The 17,246-nt window shown below is 66.3% G+C and carries 14 protein-coding genes and 1 pseudogene; 5 read left to right on the plus strand and 10 right to left on the minus strand.

The features are described 5' to 3' along the window. Positions 1 to 9: 9 nt before the first annotated feature. The 3 genes from OKW28_RS14020 to OKW28_RS14030 all read right to left on the minus strand — a co-directional run bounded on the left by OKW28_RS14020 (position 10) and on the right by OKW28_RS14030 (position 1,895). Positions 10 to 591 (minus strand): YceI family protein, encoded by a 582-nt coding sequence (locus tag OKW28_RS14020; RefSeq protein WP_429446410.1) that lies wholly within the window; start codon positions 589 to 591, stop codon positions 10 to 12. A gap of 48 nt (positions 592 to 639) precedes the next feature. Next, positions 640 to 1,215, minus strand: a complete 576-nt coding sequence (locus OKW28_RS14025; protein WP_429446412.1) for a YceI family protein — start codon at positions 1,213 to 1,215, stop codon at positions 640 to 642. A gap of 116 nt (positions 1,216 to 1,331) precedes the next feature. Further along, on the minus strand, positions 1,332 to 1,895 hold the full coding sequence (locus OKW28_RS14030; protein ID WP_429446415.1) for a cytochrome b: 564 nt from the start codon (positions 1,893 to 1,895) through the stop codon (positions 1,332 to 1,334). A gap of 274 nt (positions 1,896 to 2,169) precedes the next feature. Here OKW28_RS14030 and OKW28_RS14035 point away from each other — a divergent pair, with 274 nt between their 5' ends. Next, complete coding sequence (locus OKW28_RS14035; RefSeq protein WP_429446418.1) at positions 2,170 to 3,420, plus strand: arsenic transporter; 1,251 nt, start codon at positions 2,170 to 2,172, stop codon at positions 3,418 to 3,420. Here OKW28_RS14035 and OKW28_RS14040 read toward each other — a convergent pair. Together OKW28_RS14040 and OKW28_RS14045 are read right to left on the minus strand one after the other, a co-directional pair. Further along, a complete protein-coding gene (locus tag OKW28_RS14040; RefSeq protein ID WP_429446420.1) occupies positions 3,409 to 3,687 on the minus strand; it encodes a hypothetical protein in 279 nt (92 codons plus the stop codon). The genes OKW28_RS14035 and OKW28_RS14040 overlap by 12 nt on opposite strands. Positions 3,688 to 4,003: 316 nt before the next feature. After that, positions 4,004 to 4,294 (minus strand): hypothetical protein, encoded by a 291-nt coding sequence (locus OKW28_RS14045; protein WP_429446423.1) that lies wholly within the window; start codon positions 4,292 to 4,294, stop codon positions 4,004 to 4,006. A gap of 247 nt (positions 4,295 to 4,541) precedes the next feature. Between OKW28_RS14045 and OKW28_RS14050 the strand changes: the two genes are divergently transcribed. From OKW28_RS14050 to OKW28_RS14060, 3 genes are read left to right on the plus strand one after another with little or no spacing between them, the layout of a single operon-like run. Further along, positions 4,542 to 4,835: an EF-hand domain-containing protein gene (locus OKW28_RS14050; RefSeq protein ID WP_429446425.1), complete on the plus strand. Its 294-nt coding sequence runs from the start codon at positions 4,542 to 4,544 to the stop codon at positions 4,833 to 4,835. A gap of 27 nt (positions 4,836 to 4,862) precedes the next feature. After that, positions 4,863 to 5,576 carry a response regulator gene (locus OKW28_RS14055; protein WP_429446428.1) on the plus strand — a complete coding sequence of 238 codons (714 nt, stop codon included), beginning with the start codon at positions 4,863 to 4,865 and terminating at the stop codon, positions 5,574 to 5,576. After that, positions 5,573 to 6,946: an ATP-binding protein gene (locus OKW28_RS14060; RefSeq protein ID WP_429446431.1), complete on the plus strand. Its 1,374-nt coding sequence runs from the start codon at positions 5,573 to 5,575 to the stop codon at positions 6,944 to 6,946. The genes OKW28_RS14055 and OKW28_RS14060 overlap by 4 nt, the downstream gene beginning before the upstream one ends. Positions 6,947 to 6,974: 28 nt before the next feature. On the opposite strand, the gene OKW28_RS14065 is transcribed toward OKW28_RS14060, so the two are convergent. The 3 genes from OKW28_RS14065 to OKW28_RS14075 form a co-directional block, all read right to left on the minus strand. Next, entirely contained in the window at positions 6,975 to 7,241 is a 267-nt protein-coding gene (locus tag OKW28_RS14065) for a hypothetical protein (protein WP_184036397.1), read from the minus strand. A 154-nt stretch (positions 7,242 to 7,395) separates the two neighbouring features. Continuing rightward, positions 7,396 to 7,722, minus strand: coding sequence for a transposase (locus tag OKW28_RS14070; RefSeq protein WP_090806367.1), 327 nt, complete (start codon positions 7,720 to 7,722; stop codon positions 7,396 to 7,398). Positions 7,723 to 7,927: 205 nt separating this feature from the next. Further along, positions 7,928 to 10,588 (minus strand): response regulator, encoded by a 2,661-nt coding sequence (locus OKW28_RS14075; RefSeq protein ID WP_429446434.1) that lies wholly within the window; start codon positions 10,586 to 10,588, stop codon positions 7,928 to 7,930. Between the two features lie 467 nt (positions 10,589 to 11,055). Between OKW28_RS14075 and OKW28_RS14080 the strand changes: the two are divergent. Beyond that, positions 11,056 to 11,208, plus strand: a pseudogene (locus tag OKW28_RS14080) (DUF2252 domain-containing protein); the annotation flags it as partial. Between the two features lie 67 nt (positions 11,209 to 11,275). On the opposite strand, the gene OKW28_RS14085 reads toward OKW28_RS14080, so the two are convergent. Both OKW28_RS14085 and bcsZ read right to left on the minus strand, forming a co-directional pair. Then, the gene (locus OKW28_RS14085) at positions 11,276 to 15,991 is read right to left on the minus strand and encodes a cellulose synthase subunit BcsC-related outer membrane protein (protein ID WP_429446437.1); all 4,716 of its coding nucleotides are present in this window, start codon (positions 15,989 to 15,991) and stop codon (positions 11,276 to 11,278) included. Then, complete coding sequence (bcsZ, locus tag OKW28_RS14090; protein ID WP_429446440.1) at positions 15,982 to 17,169, minus strand: cellulose synthase complex periplasmic endoglucanase BcsZ; 1,188 nt, start codon at positions 17,167 to 17,169, stop codon at positions 15,982 to 15,984. Before bcsZ ends, OKW28_RS14085 begins: the two co-directional genes overlap by 10 nt. Positions 17,170 to 17,246 lie beyond the last annotated feature (77 nt).

Below are 17,246 nucleotides of genomic sequence, written 5' to 3' on the forward strand. Positions count from 1 at the left end.
GTGATGCGCTTACTGCTTGACGCCTTCGGCCTGGATATGCAGCGTGGTCTTCATGTTGAAGCCGTACGCCTTGCCGAAGTCGATGCCGAAATCGTCGCGATTGAACGTCGCGACCGATTCGGTGCCGCACACTTCGCGCTTCAGCATCGGGTGCTGGATGCACTTGAACGATTCGATCTTCAGATTGATCGGTTTCGTGACGCCGTGCAGCGTCAGCGTGCCGATCACTTCGACCGGCTTGTCGCCGTCGAAGCGGATCTGCGTGCCCTTGTAGGTCGCGGTCGGGAACTTCGCGGTGTCGAAGAACTTGTCGCCGACCAGTTCCTCGTTGAGCTTGTCGTTGCCGATGCCGACCGAGGTCAGGTCGATCGTCGCCTCGACCGTGCCGGTCTTCGCCGCGCGATCGAGCACGACGGTACCGCTGCTTTTCTGGAACTTGCCGCGCCAGATCGACAGGCCGCCGAAGTGGTCGGTCTCGAAGCTCGGCGACGTGTGCGTCGGATCGAGCAGGTAGGTTTCGGCGGCGGCCATCGCGTTGAACGAGCATGCAGCGGCGAGCGCGCCGGCGGCGAGCAGGAAGGATTTCTTCAAGTTGGACTCCAGAGGTCGAAGGGTAAGGCGGTGCTGCGGCGTTGTGGGTTATTTCTTCGCCGCGACCAGATGAAATTTGATGACGACTTCGTCGCCGACCACCGACGTGTCTTTCCATTCGCCGGTGCCGACGTCGAACTGCGTGCGCTTGATCGGCAGCGAGCCGTCGAAAGTTTGCGTGGCGCCCTGGCTCGCGATCACGACCGGCACGACGACCGTTTGCGATTTGCCTTTGATCGTCAGTTTGCCGGTCACCTTGTACTGGTTGCCGCCAGCCGGCGCGATCGAGCTCGACACGAAGGTCGCGCTCGGGAAGGCGCCGCTGTCGAACCATTCCTTGCCTTGCGCCTGCTTGTTGTAGTCGTCGGCGCCGAGGTCGTAGCTCGCGGTGTCGATCGACACGTTCGCGCTGCCCGCAGCCGGCTTCGCCGGATCGAAATTCAGTTGCGCGGAGAACTTTCTGAACTTGCCGTCGACGGGCACGTTCATCTGTTTGGTCGTGGCGATGACGCTGCTTTTCGCGAGGTCGACGTCGGCGTGCGCGAGGTTCGCGCCGAGCAGCGCAAGCGCCGCGAAAGAAGCGAGCGTCGCGCGACGAGCGGAGAGATAAAAGGGTGTCTTCATGATGGTACGCATCCTATCCGAGCTTCGCGGCCTGATTGCACACCGCGAGGAATTTGATTGCCAACCAGTCGTAACCAATCGACAGGAGTTATGGCTTTCTTCAGGCTGTCATATCGTTATGCTCGGGTCTTCAGAAACGGCACCATGCGCGCGAGCAATCCGTCGCGATCGATGAACTGATGCTTGAGCGCCGCGAGCGCGTGCATCAGCACGAGCGCGAGCAGCGTGTAGTTGAGCAGCACGTGCACCGTGCGCAGCGCGGCCTTCAGCGCGTGATCGGGACCGATGATCGTCGGCAGCGGCAGGATGCCCAGATACACGACCTGAATGCCGGCCGCCGAGCTGTAGAAGTAGCCCGACAGCGGAATCGCGAGCATCAGCAGATACAGCAGACCGTGCACCAGATGCGCGGCGGCCTTCTGCCAAGTGGGTGTCGCGGCATCGGGCGCGGGCGCGCGATGCGTCGCGCGCCACAGCACCCGCAGCAGCGCCAGCGCGAACACGGTCACGCCAATCCATTTGTGCCACGAGAAGTACTTGAGCTTCGTCGGCGTGAAGCCGGGGATATCGGTCATGATCCAGCCGATGTAGAAGCCGCAGATCATCAGCGCGGCGACCAGCCAGTGCAGCGCGATCGCCGCGCCGTGGTAGCGCGTGGGAGCGGAAGCGTGTGTTTGCATCGTGTTCTATCTGTTGCTCGCGAGAAGCCGCGTGAGAATGCGGATAGTAGGGATGCCCATTCAAACTGAATAGGCGGGTGGGCGGGAACAGATCGTTGTCGCGGTGATGTTAATCGTGTCGAGAGGTATGCGCGCTGCAAGGTCCGCGCATGAAGGCACGCACACTGCTATGGAGCGCTCGCCGTGGTACCGCTGTGGTAATTTGTTGCCCCGAACAACAAGGTTGCGCCCTTTGCGCAGCCACCGACATAACCCATTATTCGGGCGTTAAGCCGTGAATTCCCTTTTTCTTTCCTGGAGTATTGCCGCGTTCGCCACCGCCGGCGTGATCACACGGCCGTTCAAATGGCCCGAAGCCGTGTGGGCCGTCGCCGGCGCGGTGCTGCTCGTCGCCCTCGGCCTATTGCCCTTGCATCTCGCGGTCGAAGCGATCGGCAAGGGCACCGACGTCTATCTGTTCCTGTTCGGCATGATGCTGCTATCCGAAGTCGGCCGCCGCGAAGGGCTGTTCGACTGGGTCGCGGTGCTCGCTGTCAATCATGCGCGCAGTTCGCCGCGCAAGCTGTTCGTGCTCGTGTATCTGTTCGGCGTGGTGATCACCGCGTTTCTTTCCAACGACGCCACCGCCGTCGTGCTGACGCCCGCCGTGTTCGCGGCGGCGAAGAAAGCGAAGACACCGCCGCTGCCGCTGCTGTTCGTCTGCGCGTTCGTCGCCAATGCGGCGAGCTTCGTGCTGCCGATTTCGAATCCGGCCAACATCGTGCTGTACGGCAATCACACGCCGCCGCTGGGACCGTGGATGCTGCGCTTCACGCTGCCGTCGGTGCTGTCGATCGCCGCGACCTTCGTGATGCTGCGCTGGACGCAACGCGAGGCGCTCGCTGGCGTCTGCGAGGCAAATCTCGACGCGGTCGAGCTCTCGGCGAGTGGGCGCGTCGCGCTCGCGGGCATCGCGGTGACGGCCGGCGCGCTGCTGACGGTCTCCGCCTACGACATCCAGCTCGGCCTGCCGACCGCGATCCTCGGCACGCTGACCGCGCTCGTCGTGCTGATCAAGGAGCGCAGGTCGCCGCTGCCGATGATGCGCGAAATTTCGTGGAACGTGTTGCCGCTCGTCGCCGGGCTGTTCGTGCTGGTCGAGATGCTCGATCACACCGGTGTGATCAACATGTTCGCAGGTGCGTTGCGCCGCGCGACCGAACACAACGAAATGGAAGCGGCCGGGTGGGCCGGCGCGAGTGTCGCGTTCCTCAGCAATCTGATCAACAACCTGCCGGCCGGCTTGATCGCGAGTTCGACCGTCATGCAGGCGCATAGCCCCGAGCGCGTGATCGACGCGCTGTTGATCGGCGTCGACCTGGGGCCGAACCTGTCGATCACCGGCTCGCTCGCGACGATCCTGTGGCTCAACGCGATTCGCCGCGAAGGCGAAGACGTCAGCTTCATGAAGTTTCTGAAAGTCGGCGCGCTGGTGATGGTGCCCGCGCTCGTGCTGGCGCTTGGGGCACGGATATTAACTGGCTGAACGGATGCCGGACCCGCCCGCCATCAGCGGGCTTGTGCAGGAACCGACGCGTGTCGCGCCGGCGAGCTGGTCCAGTCGCGCGCCGACCGAGCGCAGCCTTGCTTCGAGGTGGACGACGCGCTGGCGTTGCGCGGGCACCATCGACGAACGGCTCAACGCATGCAGCCGACGATGCCAGTACGACAACGGAAAACGGTCGCGCCCAGAAAGTGCGTTGAAAACGACTTCGAGGTGGGCGATTTCCTTGTCGATATCTTGGTAACTCATCACAAAGGTCCAGGAAAGAAAGGTGGATAGGAGCGCGCGAACCCGACAGGGATCGCAAGGTCCGTTCCATCCCGCCTATATGTAGTCAATATCAGCCGTGACGGCACAGAGCGCCATATCGGGCGCGCAGCTCGCGCGGTGCGCGATGGTAAGAAGCGGCAAACTCCACGCAAGTTTTACGCGGCGCTCCACCTTTCAACGGGACAACGGGAATTCACCAGGCGTGCCCGCGAGGCGCGTGTCCTATGCTGAGTCAACGGCGTGGGCCGGTCGCGGGGCGATCGAAACCGCCCGCGCGAGGGCCCGGCGCGCGCTTTCAACGCGGCGCGATCACGAGCGGTTGCGCATCGCTCACCGTCGGCGCGGGCACCACCGCATAGTTGAGCGCGGGCGGCACCGCGACGATGGTCGCGGCCGCCACTGGCACGGCGACAGGCGGTGCCGATACGTACACGGGATTGACCGGCACCGGGTAGTAGACCGGCCGCGGCGGCGGCGCGTAGACCACGGCGGCGGGCAGATACACGACGACTCGCGCGTAGGCAGCGGAAGAACAGGCGAGACCGATGGCGGTGAAAGTCGAGGCGCAGGCGAGACGGATAGTCATTTGGGACTCCTGATACGTGAATGCCGACGAACGGCAGACGGAACCATACGCAGCAGGCCCGCAAAACGAAACCGCGAACTCATTTCATTCGATGTCACGCCGCAGCGGCACCCGGTGCCGTGACATGATTCGACATGATTCTCGAATTGCGATCGCGCGGCGTCTGACCAACAATTCGGCCTGTCATCGAAACGGCTCGCGGCACCCAGGCAGGCGACGGTCGATGTTTCAACCGAAGGAGTCAGTCATGAAGAAGTTGCTCGCCACCGTGCTGCTGTGCTGCGCCTCCACCGTCGCGTTCGCTCAGGCCGCCGCGCCGCAAGGTATCGGCCAGCAGCGGATGGAGCGCATGGAGCAGCAGTTGCAAACGCGTTTTTCAAGCGCGAACACCACCCACGACGGCAAGCTGACGCGCGACCAGGCAGCGGCCGGCATGCCGCTGCTCGCGCGTCATTTCGACGAGATCGACACGCAGAAGGCCGGCTACATCACGCTCCCGCAGATCGAGGCATTCATGCAGGAACGCGGGGCCGCACACTGAGCGGCTCGGTTATCGAGGAGCTTTCGGATGGAACGCCCCGCCAGGATCATCGTGCTCGACGACGAAGCCGAATTGCGCAACATGCTGCTGCGCTTTCTGCGCGGTCATGGCTTCGACGTGCGCGCGGCCGAGGACGGCAAGCGCCTGAATCGCTACCTGGAGCGCGAGCCGTTCGACCTGCTGATACTCGATCTGATGATCGGCGAAGAGGACGGCCTCGAGATCTGCGCGAAGCTGCGCGCTCAAGGGCAGACCTTGCCGATCCTGATGTTGACGGCGAAGGGCGATCCGCTCGATCGCGTGACCGGCCTCGAAACCGGCGCCGACGACTACCTCGCGAAACCGTTTCTGCCGCGCGAACTGGTGGCGCGAGTCAATGCGTTGCTGCGCCGCCAGAAGATGGCCGCGGGCGACGTCACGGTGACGTCGCAGCGCGTGCGTTTCGGCGACTTCACGCTCGACATCGGCAAGCAGGAGCTGTCGCGCGCGGGCGAGCCGCTCGAGATTCATTCCGCGCAGATGCTGCTGCTGGTCGCGCTCGCGTCGTCGCCGAATCGTGCGGTGAGCCGCGACAACCTGCTCGCGCGTGCGCGAGGGCGCGACCATGACGCGCTCGATCGCAGCATCGACGTACAGGTGCTGCGGCTGAGGCAGATCGTCGAGGACGATCCGTCGAAGCCGCGTTTCATTCGCACCGTCTGGGGCGTCGGCTATATGCTCGTCGCCGATGTCGAATCATGATGCGCTCACTGTCGCGCGCACTGCTGCCGCGCACGCTGCTCGCGCGCAATATCGCGCTGTTGATCGCGCTCGTGATGCTGAGCCAGATCTGCTCGATCGTCGTGCTGCTGCATTACGTGCAGCGGCCACGCGTCGAACGCGCGGCGGCCGTGTTCGCGACCTACGTGACGACGCTCGACAACCTGCTCGCGGCCACTCCGCCCGCCTCGCGCGCGGCGCTGACCGCGCGTCTCGACGCGCGCGAGCAGTTGCCGCCCGAAGCGACCGACATACCGCCGCACGATCTGTTGCGGGTGTACAGCACCTATCAGCGCGGCGTTTTCATCGACAGCCTGCAGAAGCATCTGCCCGCCGATATGCTCGTGCGGTGGCAGACCGAGGGCGCGCAGCGGCTGTGGATTCGCATGCATGCGCCGGCTGCCGGGTCCGACCACGCGGCGGGTTCGTTGGCCAGCGCGCCATACTGGATTGCGCTGCCGGTTCCCGAGGACGCGCAGGGCAGCGGCCTCGAAGCGGCGATCTTCCTGTCGTTGGGTCTCGGCGTGCTCGCCGCGCTCGCCGGCTACGCGATCCAGCTGCACCTGAACGAACCGTTGCACGAGCTCACGCAAGCGGCGCGGCGCGTCAGCGCCGGCGACCTGCCCGCGCCGCTGCCCACCGACGGCCCCGCCGAAATCGCCGCCGTGGGCGGCGCTTTCAATCAGATGACGCGCGCGTTACAGGACGCCGAAGCGACGCGCGCGTTGATGCTCGCGGGCATCTCGCACGACATCCGCACGCCGTTGACGAAGCTGCGCCTGTCGATGGCGATGGCGATGCCGCAGGGGGCCGACAGCAGTTTCGTCATCGCCGCCGAATCGTATCTGGATCAGATCGAGACGATTCTGCAGCAGTTCATGGATTACGCGGGCAGCGGCGAGCGCGAGGAAGCGCAGCCCGGCGATCTGAATGCGCTGATCGAACGGCTCGCGGGCGACTTCGCGGGGCTCGGGCACGAGTTCGACCTGTCGCTGGGCAGCTTGCCGGCCGTTCGATATCGGCCGATCAGCATGATGCGGCTGCTGATGAATCTGATGCAGAACGCGATCGTCTACGGCGGCAGCGGGCTTGCGGTGCGCACGTGGGCGACGCAGGACGCGGTCACGGTTGCGGTCGGCGATCGCGGTAAAGGTTTGACGGCGGAGGAGTTGGAGAAGCTGAAGGCGCCGTTCCAGCGCGGCCGCAATGCGCGTGCGCATAGCGGCGGCACGGGGCTGGGGCTGTCGATCGTCGATCGGATCGCGCGGCTGCACGGCGGCGGCCTGCAGTTTCATCCGCGCGACGGCGGCGGCCTCGAAGTGTGGGTCGTATTGCCGGTCGAGGCGGCATGATGGGATGAGGCGGTGGCGTTCTTGCCGCTCACTCGCGATCGAGCCACGCGTCGAGCCCGACCCGAAACGCGACGCCTGCGATGACCGGCACGGTCAGCATCAGGATGATGCCGAAGTTCGGGATCTCGTCGCCGTACATGATCGGGTTGTACAGCACGACGCCCGACACGATCGTGAACATCACGACGCCGATGGCGACCATCAGGAGATTGCGCACGGACATGGACAGCGTCTTGCGCTTAGGCTTGTCCGTCGTGTCGTGAGCGCCGGGTGCTTCGTCGTGTTGGGCAGGCATGATGGTTCTCGTGGCAAAAATGCGGCATCGGAAGCGGGTGCGGCGGGCACCGCGCCCGGCATCATACCCGCACCCGCGCGGCTGATGCAGATCGGGGCCGCGCCGTTGCGGTACTCATCCTTACCAACAATATATGCCATTCCAGGCCGCGATTTCAGGCGTCGGCAGTCGACCCCGCCGGAGGCGCCGAATCCGCGCGAGACGCCGATGCAAGCGCGCAACCGCTCAGGCCGAGCTCGTCGAGAATCGCGCTCATCAAGCCCGTGCGGCGCCATTGCAGCCACCTGATGTAGCACGTCTGCGACGGCGGAAACGTGCCGGGCAGCCGATGCCATTTCTCGTTGCGCGTGACGACCCACAGAATCGCGTCCAGGATCTCGCGCGGAGGACGCGCGGGCCGGCCCAGACGTTTCTTCGGGTCCTGCTTGAACAGATGACTGATGCGCGCCCAGGCGTCATCGGAAAGAGGAAGATCTAGCATGCCGCGAACACCTGACTGACCGGTTTATGTCGATCTTACGGTTTGGGCGGTTCCTTCTAATTCCGGATTTACGCGGGGTTTGGCCCGCTGAACCGCGGATTGCTTCGCGTCCGAGGGTGCTAGCGTTGCTTTCCTGACCTTCATCTGCGACGCGCCGGGGATTACCGCGACCACGTTGAAGGAGCCGACGCTGATCTCTTCGGGACTAGGACGCCGCTTCGGTGTGGTCGAGCCATTGCGCGAACTCGCGTCGCAACTGCGCGATATCGAGCGGCTTGCCGAGTAGCCGTGCACCCGGAATCGCCGCCCCGATCTCCGCGCTGCGACCGTAGCCCGACACCAGCAGCACGCGTATCTCCGGCTGCACTTGCCGCACCGCGCGCGCGAGTTCGTGGCCGGACATGCCGGGCAGCGTGAGGTCGGTCAACAGTACGTCGTAGCGTTGCGTGTTCGCGAGCGGCAACGCTGCTTCCGCGCTCGCGACCGCGGTGCAAGCGAGGCCTAACGCGCCGAGCAGTTCGCCGAGCGCCTCGCGCGATTCGGTGTCGTCCTCGACGAACAGCACGCGCGCGGCTTCGTGGGCCGCACGCGGCTGGATCGGCTGTTGCGGTTTTTTCTTTGGCTCTTTGTTCGACGCTCTCCGCGGGCCCTTCGCAGTGGCGTACGTGTTGGCGCTTTCGTACGCGGCGGGCGGCACGCATGCGGCGATACGCGCTTCGCGCATCCCGGCCGCGTGGTCCGCGCGCGCGGCGCCCGCGCGTAGCACGTTACGCACCAGACGGGCAAGATCGTCGCGCCGGTACGGCTTCGACAGCAGCGTGATACCGGCGTCGAGCTTGCCGTGGTGGACGATTTCGTCACGCGTATAGCCCGATGTGAACAGCGTAGGCAGCGGTGGCGTGCGCGCGGCCGCGCGTTGCGCGAGCTCGACGCTCTTCAGCTTGCCGGGCATCACGACGTCGGTGAACAGCAGATCGATCGGCACGTCGCTGTCGATGAATTCGAGCGCCGCGTCGCCGTTCGACGCGGTCAGCACCTTGTAGCCGAGCTGCGCGAGCATTTCGACCGCGGTCAGCCGCACGTCGGCATCGTCCTCGACGACGAGTATCGTTTCGCCGCCGCCGCCCGGTGCCGCGGTGCCATCGACGGTCTCCGGCGTCTCCGCCTCGCAGCAGCGCGGAAAGAACAGCGACACCGTGGTGCCGTGTCCCACTTCGCTTTCTATCGACACATGCCCGCCGCTTTGCCGCGCGAAGCCGAACACCATGGACAGGCCAAGGCCGGTGCCGTGGCCGTCGGGCTTGGTCGTGAAGAACGGCTCGAACACGCGTTGCAGCACTTCGGGCGGCATGCCCGAGCCGGTGTCGGCAACCGAGAACTCCACGTATTCGCCGGGCGACAACTCCGGCTTGCCGCGGCAGAACGCGGCGTCGAGCGTGCGGTTGGTCGCGCGCACGGTCAGCACGCCGTCGGCGCGCATCGCGTCGCGCGCATTGATCGCGAGATTGAGCAGCGCGTTTTCGAGCTGGTTGCGGTCGACCTGCACGTTCCACAGATCGTCGCTGAGCACCGTGTCGATCCGCACCGTTTCGCCGAGCGCGCGATGCAGCATCTCGCTCATGCCGGTCAGCAGGCGGCGCGGATTCAGCACGGTCGGCGACAGCGGCTGACGCCGCGCGAACGCGAGCAGATGCGCGGCGAGCTTCGCGCCGCGTTTGACGGCATCGGTCGCGGCGGATAGACGCCGCTGCGTGAGCGGGTCGTCGTTTGCGTCGGCCGCGAGCATCTGCAGATTGCCGTTGATCACCTGCAGTACGTTGTTGAAGTCGTGCGCCACGCCGCCCGTCAGGCTGCCAATCGCTTCCATCTTCTGCGCCTGGCGCAGCTGTTCCTCGGCGAGCGCGCGCGCCGCGATCGAATCGGCGACGCGCTGCTCGAGCGTTTCGGTCAACTGAAGAAGCTGCTGCTCGGCGATCTTGCGATCGTGAATGTCGATCAGCACGCCCGGAAAGCGGGTCGGTTCGCCGTGTTCGTCGAACTGGCAGCGGCCGTTCGCCTGTACCCACATATAGCCGCCGTCAGGCCGCCGGATTCGGTACTCGGCGCGAAACGGCTCGCCGCCGCGGATCGCTTCGGCGGTCAGGCGGTCGTTTAGCGCCTGGTCGTCGGGGTGGATCATCTGCGTCACGGCATCGCGCGCGACGCCCTTCGACGCTTTATCGCGCGCAAACAGGAAGGTCCGCGCGAAGCGTTCGTCGCCCGTGACCTCGCCGGTGCGCACGTCGAGCACCCAGGTGCCGAGCACCGCGCCGGTGTTCAAAGCGAGCTGCAGGCGTTCGTTGGTCTCGTGCAATTCGGTTTCGGCTTGCTGGCGCATCCGCTCGGTCAGCACGCGCCCGGTGGTCTCGACGACCATCGCGAGCACGCCGGCCGGCGCGCCGCTGTCGCCCGCGACCGGGCTGTAGTACAGATCCATCCACACGTCTTCCGGCTTGCCGTCGCGCAGCAGCATGAGCGCCTTGTCGCGATACGACAGCGTGCCGCCCGCGAGGCAGGTGACCATCACGTGATGGTTGAAATCGGCGACTTCGGGCCAGCCGTCTTCGACCGGACGGCCGAGCAGATACGGATGCCGTCCGCCCGCGAAGACCGCATAGGCGTCGTTGTAGATCATGTAGCCGGGCTCGCCCCACAACAGCACGAGCGGCACCGGCGAGGCGAGCATCATCTGGACCGTCGAGGTCAGACTGCGCTGCCAGTTTTCGATCGCGCCGAGGGTGGTCGCGCGCCAGTCGAATTCGCTGATGCGTCGCGCCATCTCGCCGCGCCAGCCAGCGCAGCCGCAGTCTTGTGCCGGAAAAGGCATGCAGCGCTCCACGTGAAATCACGTCGAAAATGATTCGAAGCTTCGAGGGTTCACGCGCGTTGCGCAGCCTCGCGAACCCCAAAATATTGTAGGGCACAACGCCTTATCGTTGATGCATCGCAGACGCTATTTGGGGGTTTTGCCGGGTAAGCAACCGTGTCCGAAACCCTACCAATTTGGCACCTCGTTCGATGCACGGGCAACATTTACCGCGAGGCGCGTTTGCTGCGCGGCGAAAGCGGAAGAAGCGCCCGCATTTCCGGCGTGGCTCGATACCTTCGTGGTCGTGCCCACGGTCAGGTGCGAATCGTGCTGCCGTCCCCGATTCCTGCGCGAGCTTCGAACTTCAATGGAACGCACCGTACGATGGCGAAGAAAAACATCACACGATATCCACACCCCAAAGCCGCCGCGCGACAGCCGCGCCTGACCCGGCGACGTAACGCGGAAGTGACGCGCTCGCGCACGCCGCATGGCTTGCCGAAATGTGTCGCAATCGCTCGAAGACGCTCGACGCGCCTGACTGGCTGCGGACCAGCACCGTCGAGCTCGTCAGCAGCCACGAGGCCGGCTATCTCGAGCATTGCCGGCGCTATGCAATGGAGTGCGAACGAAAGTGAGGGCGGGGGCGACGAGGCTTGCGATTCATCGAATGCAAGCCGCGACCTCACCCAACCAGTGCGTCCGTCAGTTGGACAGCGACAGGTACTGCGACGTCAACGGCACCGGCGGGAACGGCTGCAAGCCGGTCTGCTTGTTGAAGCTGTAGCGCACGTACACGGCCGCGAGCCACTCGCGATATTCATAGGCATTGCCGAGCGACGCTGTCGCCCCGACCGCGAGCTGCGGCGCGAGCTGATATTCACCGACGCCGCTGATCGAATACGACACGCCGGTCTTGCTCTGACCCGGGTAGACGGCGGTCAGACCGTTGCCGAGGGATTGCGCGGCGGCGGCCGCGTCGCCTTGCCGCGTCGAGCCGTCGTTCAGCGGGAAGTAGTTCGACGCATCCTCGCGATAATGCTGCACGCCGATCGAACCTTTCACGTCATATGTAAACAGGCCCGCGCGGCCCGACCATTCGACCGGCAGATTCAGGATCACGTACTGCTGCGGACTGAAGTAGCCGCCCTGGCCGTAAGTGAAGTACGACAGATTGCGGTTGTAGCCCATGATCGTCGTGTTCACACCGACCGTCAGCGTCTGGTCGGCGTCTTTCAGCAGACGCGTGTAGACGCCGCCGCCGCCCTTGATCGCGTTGTTGCTCGGCACGTTGGTGCCCATGTAGTGCTGATACGACGCGTTCACGTACAGGCCGCTCGTGCCGTCGTCCCAGCTGAGGCTGGCAAGCGCGCCGTTCGACGTGACGCCGCCCCATTCGAGGCCGGCGGCCGCATCGCGCGCGCCCGCGTACGACAGCAGGCTGTCCGTCACCGCGCGTCGCGCGACCGCGATCGAGTATGAGACCTTGTCGGTGATGCCGCCGTTGTATTGCGCGCCACCGACGATGTTGGTCTCGCGGAAGCCGATTGGCGTCACGCCGATATCGCCGCTGATGCTGCGACTGTCATAGCCGACGGACAGGCCCACACCGCTCGCGGTCTGGCTGCCGTAGTTGTTGGTGCCGTTCTGCGCCGCCGATTTCGACGACGCGGTCGAAAGCCCCGCGCCGAAGCGCGCGAGCGTCGACGTGCTGTTCGACGCGGTGCCTGCGTCGAGCGTGACCGGGGTCGCGGTCACGACCACGTGACCGTTGCCCGCCTTGATACGCCCCTGGATCGGCGCCTCGATGTCGGTGAGCGACGACAGCCCGTCCTCGCCGACGCGATTGCGGAAGATCAGGCCGCCCGACACGGTGCTCGACTGCTCGCGATTGACCTGTGCAAGCTCCTCGGCGACGCCGAGCGTCTGCGCGTTCGCGACGTTCGACTGCGGGTTGTTCTGCGCGTTGCTGCCGGGCGGGTAGTACGGCTGCGCGTAGCCGGCCGGCGGTTGCGGAATGTACGGCTGCTGCGCGTAGTAGCCCTGGTTCGAAGGTTGCTCTTGATAGGGTTGTTGCGGCGGGTACGGCTGATACGGCTGCGCGTAGCCCTGCTGCTGCGGATACGGCGGCGGCGGCTGCGCGTAGACCGGCGCGGGTTGGCTCGTTTTCGCCGTGCTCTTCTTTGCGCTCTTCTGCGTGCTCGTGCGTGTCGATCCGTACGGCAGCGGCGTCGTCGACGCGGCGTTGGCCTGCGCTTGGCGCGCGGCCGGCGACATAGGCCACGGTGTGGCCGCATAGCCGTCCTGCGCCCCATAGGGCTGCTGCCCGTTTGCCGGCTGCGCGTATCCGGGTTGCCCGTACGCCGGTTGCTGCGGATACGCTTGCTGCTGCGGGTAAGGCTGCCGCTGCGGATACGCTTGCTGCTGCGCATAGGGCTGCGGCTGCGCATAGCCCGCATCGTACTGCTGCCGCGGCATCGGCTGCCCGGGCACCTGGCCTTGTCCCGGATAAGGCTGCAACGGCGCGCCCGACTGGCTCGATCCGTTGGATTCCTGACCGTAGCCGCCGACCTCGGCGGCGGAGCGGGGCGCTCCGTACGGTGCGGCGACGGGCGCGGGCTGTGCGGCAGGCGCGTTATAAGGCGTCGCGGCGGGCGCCGTATAGGGCGCGACATACGGCGCGGGCTGAAGGGGCGGCGGATAGTTCGGCACGGTCTGCGTCGGCGAGGAAGACTGCGTATTCAGGAACGGAAGCGCGGGACGCGCGGCGTTGTCGGCGTCGCCCGAAGGGACGATCGCCGTTTTGCCTTCGAATGGATTGGTGCCCGGCAGCGGCGTCGCGCCGATCTGGCCCATCGCCGCTTCCCAGCCGCGCGGCACGTTGGTGCCTGCGTTGCGGGGCGCGTTCGCCGCCAGCGGCGTATTGGCCGCGACCAGCGAGCGTTGCAGATAGGTCGATGCGAGCGACAGCTTGCCCTGGGCGCGATACATGCGGCCCACGGTCGCGAGCACGCCCGGGTCGTTGGGCGCGAGGGCGAGCGCCTGGTTCGCGAGGGTTTCGGCGTAGCTGAACTGCTTCGCGCCGGCCGCGGCCGAGATCGCCGCCTGCAGCAGATTCAGATCGTCGGGGCGGCGCTGCAGCGCGACGCGGAAGCTCGTGAGCGCGTTGCGGTCGTCGCCCGCGCTCGCATACATGCGGCCGAGCGCGGCCTGCAGGTCGGGGTTGTCGGGCATCGCGGCGAGCCAGGGCGCGATCACGTCGTAGGCGCTCGCGAGATCGCCGCGCAGGCGTACCGCGTCGGCTTGTCGGATGACGATGGCGAGATTCAGGTTGTTGAAGTCAGTGCGCTGCTGCGGCGTCAGTTGCATGCCTTGCAACTGGCGCATCACGGCACCGAGCTCGGCCTGCTGGTTGGCCGCGGACAGAATGCCCGCGTATTGCAGCAGCAGATCGGTGTTGCCGGGCGCCGCGCTCATCGCGCCGCGCACGAGGCTGAGCGCGCGGGTCGGGTCGCCGGCCTGCTGGTAGGCGCCGGCGATCACGCCGATCAGCTCGGGGTTGTTGCCGGCCACCGGCTCGGCGGCGCGCAACGTCGCGATGGCCTGCTGCGTCTGGCCGTTCTTCGCCATGCGCGTCGCGAGGTCGGCCTGCCGATGCACCCACAGCCGATGCTGCAACGTCGTCATCGCATCGGTGCGCTGCGCGGGCGCAATACGGTCGAGCTGCGCGAGACCGGTTGACCAGTCCTGCGTTTCCGCCGACAGCAGCGCGCTCGCGTACAGCGCATCGGTCATGTCTGGATGCGTGGCGAGCAGACCGTCCATCATGCTGCGCGCATTCGCGACCGCGCCCTGGCGCACGTAGATGCGCGCGAGGTCGAGCCGCAGCCAGGGATCGTCGGGCTTGTTCAGCAGCGCGTCTTCGAACAGGCTGCGCGCGCTGCCGAGATCGCCGCGCGCTTCGGCCGCGCGCGCCTGCGCTGCCTGCGCGTCGCCGCGCAAACGGTCGATGCCGCCGACTTTCGCCTGTTGCTGCGCGTTCAGCTGATTGGCGAACTGCAGCGCCTCGTCGGCACGGCCCTGCGCGGCGAGCGCACCGACGAGGCCGCGAATCGCGTCCGGGTTGTCGGCCTGGCGGCGCAGTGCCATCCGGTATGCCTGCTCGGCGCCGGCCGGGTCGCCGGTCGTGAGCAGCATTTCACCGAGCTGCACCTGGGCAGTCACGTCGGACGGACTCAGCGCGATCGCGCGCTCGAACAGTGCCTTCGCCTTCGCGAACTCGCCATTGCTGCGCGCGCCGATCGCTTCGCTCGTGTAGGTCCAGTAGGTCGCGCTGTCGAGCGCGGTTTTCCAGCGCGCCGGATTCGGTCCGCGCGAGGCACGCTCGAGGTAGTTGCGCGCCTCGGCGAAACGCTCCTGCTTCAGCGCGGCGATGCCCATGCCGCCGAGCGCGTCGGTATCGTTAGGACTGTTCGCGAGTACCGACGAGAACCTGGCGCGCGCGCTCACGATGTCGTCGCGGTCGAGCGCGGCGAAGCCGTCGGCGATCACGCGGCCGCGCGCGTCGGCGGCGGCGTTTTCCTGCGCGCGGGCGCGTGCCGCGCTGTCCTGCTGCACCATCGATTCGAAGCGCGCCTTCACGGCGGCATCTTCACCGGCGGTCTGGAAGTACCACTCGTACAGCGCGGCGTCCGAGGGCCGCGCGTCGAGCCACAGCAGCGCCTGGCGCCAGCTCTTTTTCGCCGCCGCGCCGACCGAGGTGTCGCCGGCGAGCTTTTGCAGCCGCGCGATACCGTCGCGCCGCGTGACGTCGCGATAGGTCAGATGCTGCGCGTACGCGAGTGCGAAGCGCGGGTCGTTGGGGTTGTCGTGGGCGAGCTGTTCGAGGCCGCGGCGTGCTTCGTCCCAGCCTTGCGGCGTCGCCGACAGCGCCTGGTAATACTCGAGCTGCAACTGGGGCGTGGCGGGCTTGCCGGCCAGCGCGCGCTGATACTCCTGCACCGCGCTCGCGCTCTGACCGGCTTGCGCGAGCCGGCGCGCCTCGCTGATGGTCTGGTTGCGCGGGCTCGTTTCGCCGAGGCGGCGACCGAGCTCATCGAGATTCGGATAATTCGGCGCGACCGCCTTCAGCCGCGCGAGGTATTGCTGCGCGCCGGCGCCGTCCTTGCGGTCGGCCAGCACCATGCCCATGCCGAACAGGGCGTCGGGCTGCTTCGGATCGATGCTGAGCACCTTCTGCCAGGCCTGCTCGGCGAGGTCGCCGCGCTGATGCGACTGCCAGTACTTGCCCTGATCGATCAGCACGGTCAGCGGATCTTTGCTCGCCTGCGCGAGCGCATCGGGCGCGGCCGCGGCCGCGCACAAGACGGCGCCGACGGACAGCGCGATACGCAGCGACACGGCGAGGGCGTTCAATCGCATGCGGTCCTCCAGGCGGGCACGAGACTGCCGGCTTCATCGAAGCGATAGCGGCCATCGATGAACCCCGTGCCGAACAGACCCAACACACGATCGTAGTAAACCGGTTCACGGCCCGGGACGTTCGCGTCGAGCGCGGCGAGCCGCGTGCGCGCGAGGCCGAGTCCGTGCTCGTCGCCCAGTGTCTTGAAGTATGGCGCGAGCGCGCCCCAATAGCTGAGCGGGCCTTCGCCGCTCGACGCTCCGGTGGTCGACGCCACCTTCTCCGGCGGGAAGCCGTTCTGCGCGACCTTCGCGCGCATGCCGCCGAGCGCGCCGAGCCACGGCTTCGCAAGCGGATCGGCGGGCGATGCGAGACCGGCCCACAGATAGACGCGGATCGCATCGTAGCTGCCGACGTCGCCGTTCTTCGGATCGACGACGAACCGACCGTTCTGCCACGCCGCCCAGTCAGGCGCGAAGCCTTGCGGCGACACGGTTTTGACGAACTGATAAGCGTTGTCGGCAAGCTTGGCCCACGGGCCGTCCGGCACCTCGTGCGCGAGCGCGCGCAACACCGGCAGCGGTAGATAGCTCGGATTCAGACGCGTGACGTTGCCGTTCCTGAAGCCCTGCGCCCCCGGCAGCAGCATCGGCCCGAGGCCAGATAGATTCGCGACTTCGTCGTGCGCGATGCGCTCGGCGAGTGCCTGGCCCAGTTGCGTGTAGGCGGGGTTGTGCCACAGGCGGCCGGCCTGCAGTAGATCGTAGGCGATCCAGAGGTCGGAATCCGACGCCGAATTCGGATCGAGCACGCCATACGAGCCGTCCGGCTTCTTGCCCCATTGCCATGCGGGCAGCCGCAGGTTCTGGGCGTCGAACTGGTTGCCCGCGAGATTCGCGCGGGTCCAGCCGAGCAGCTTGTCGAAGGTCGCACGGTCGTTGGCGACCAGCGCGAAAAAGAGCGCGTAGGACTGGCCTTCCGAGGTGGTCTGCTGGGCCGGCGTCGAGTAATCGATCACGCGGCCGTCGGCCTGGACGAAGCGTTGCACGAAGCTTTGCCAGGCGCCCCAGTCGCCGCATGCAGCGCCGTTCTGCGCGGCCCGAGCGGCGCCGCTCAAACCCGCCAGACTGGCCGACGCCGTCATGCCGATACCGAGCGCGAGCGCAAAAGAGGTTCTTCTGCTGATCCGAAACCGCATACGAGTCATATCCGTTCCATTAGGGTCTGTTTACATATGGAACGCACGTGCGTTGCCGCGAGAAGGGCCGCTCGCAA

This window comes from Paraburkholderia sp. 40, assembly GCF_050434105.1.
Taxonomy (GTDB): Bacteria; Pseudomonadota; Gammaproteobacteria; order Burkholderiales; family Burkholderiaceae; genus Paraburkholderia; species Paraburkholderia tuberum.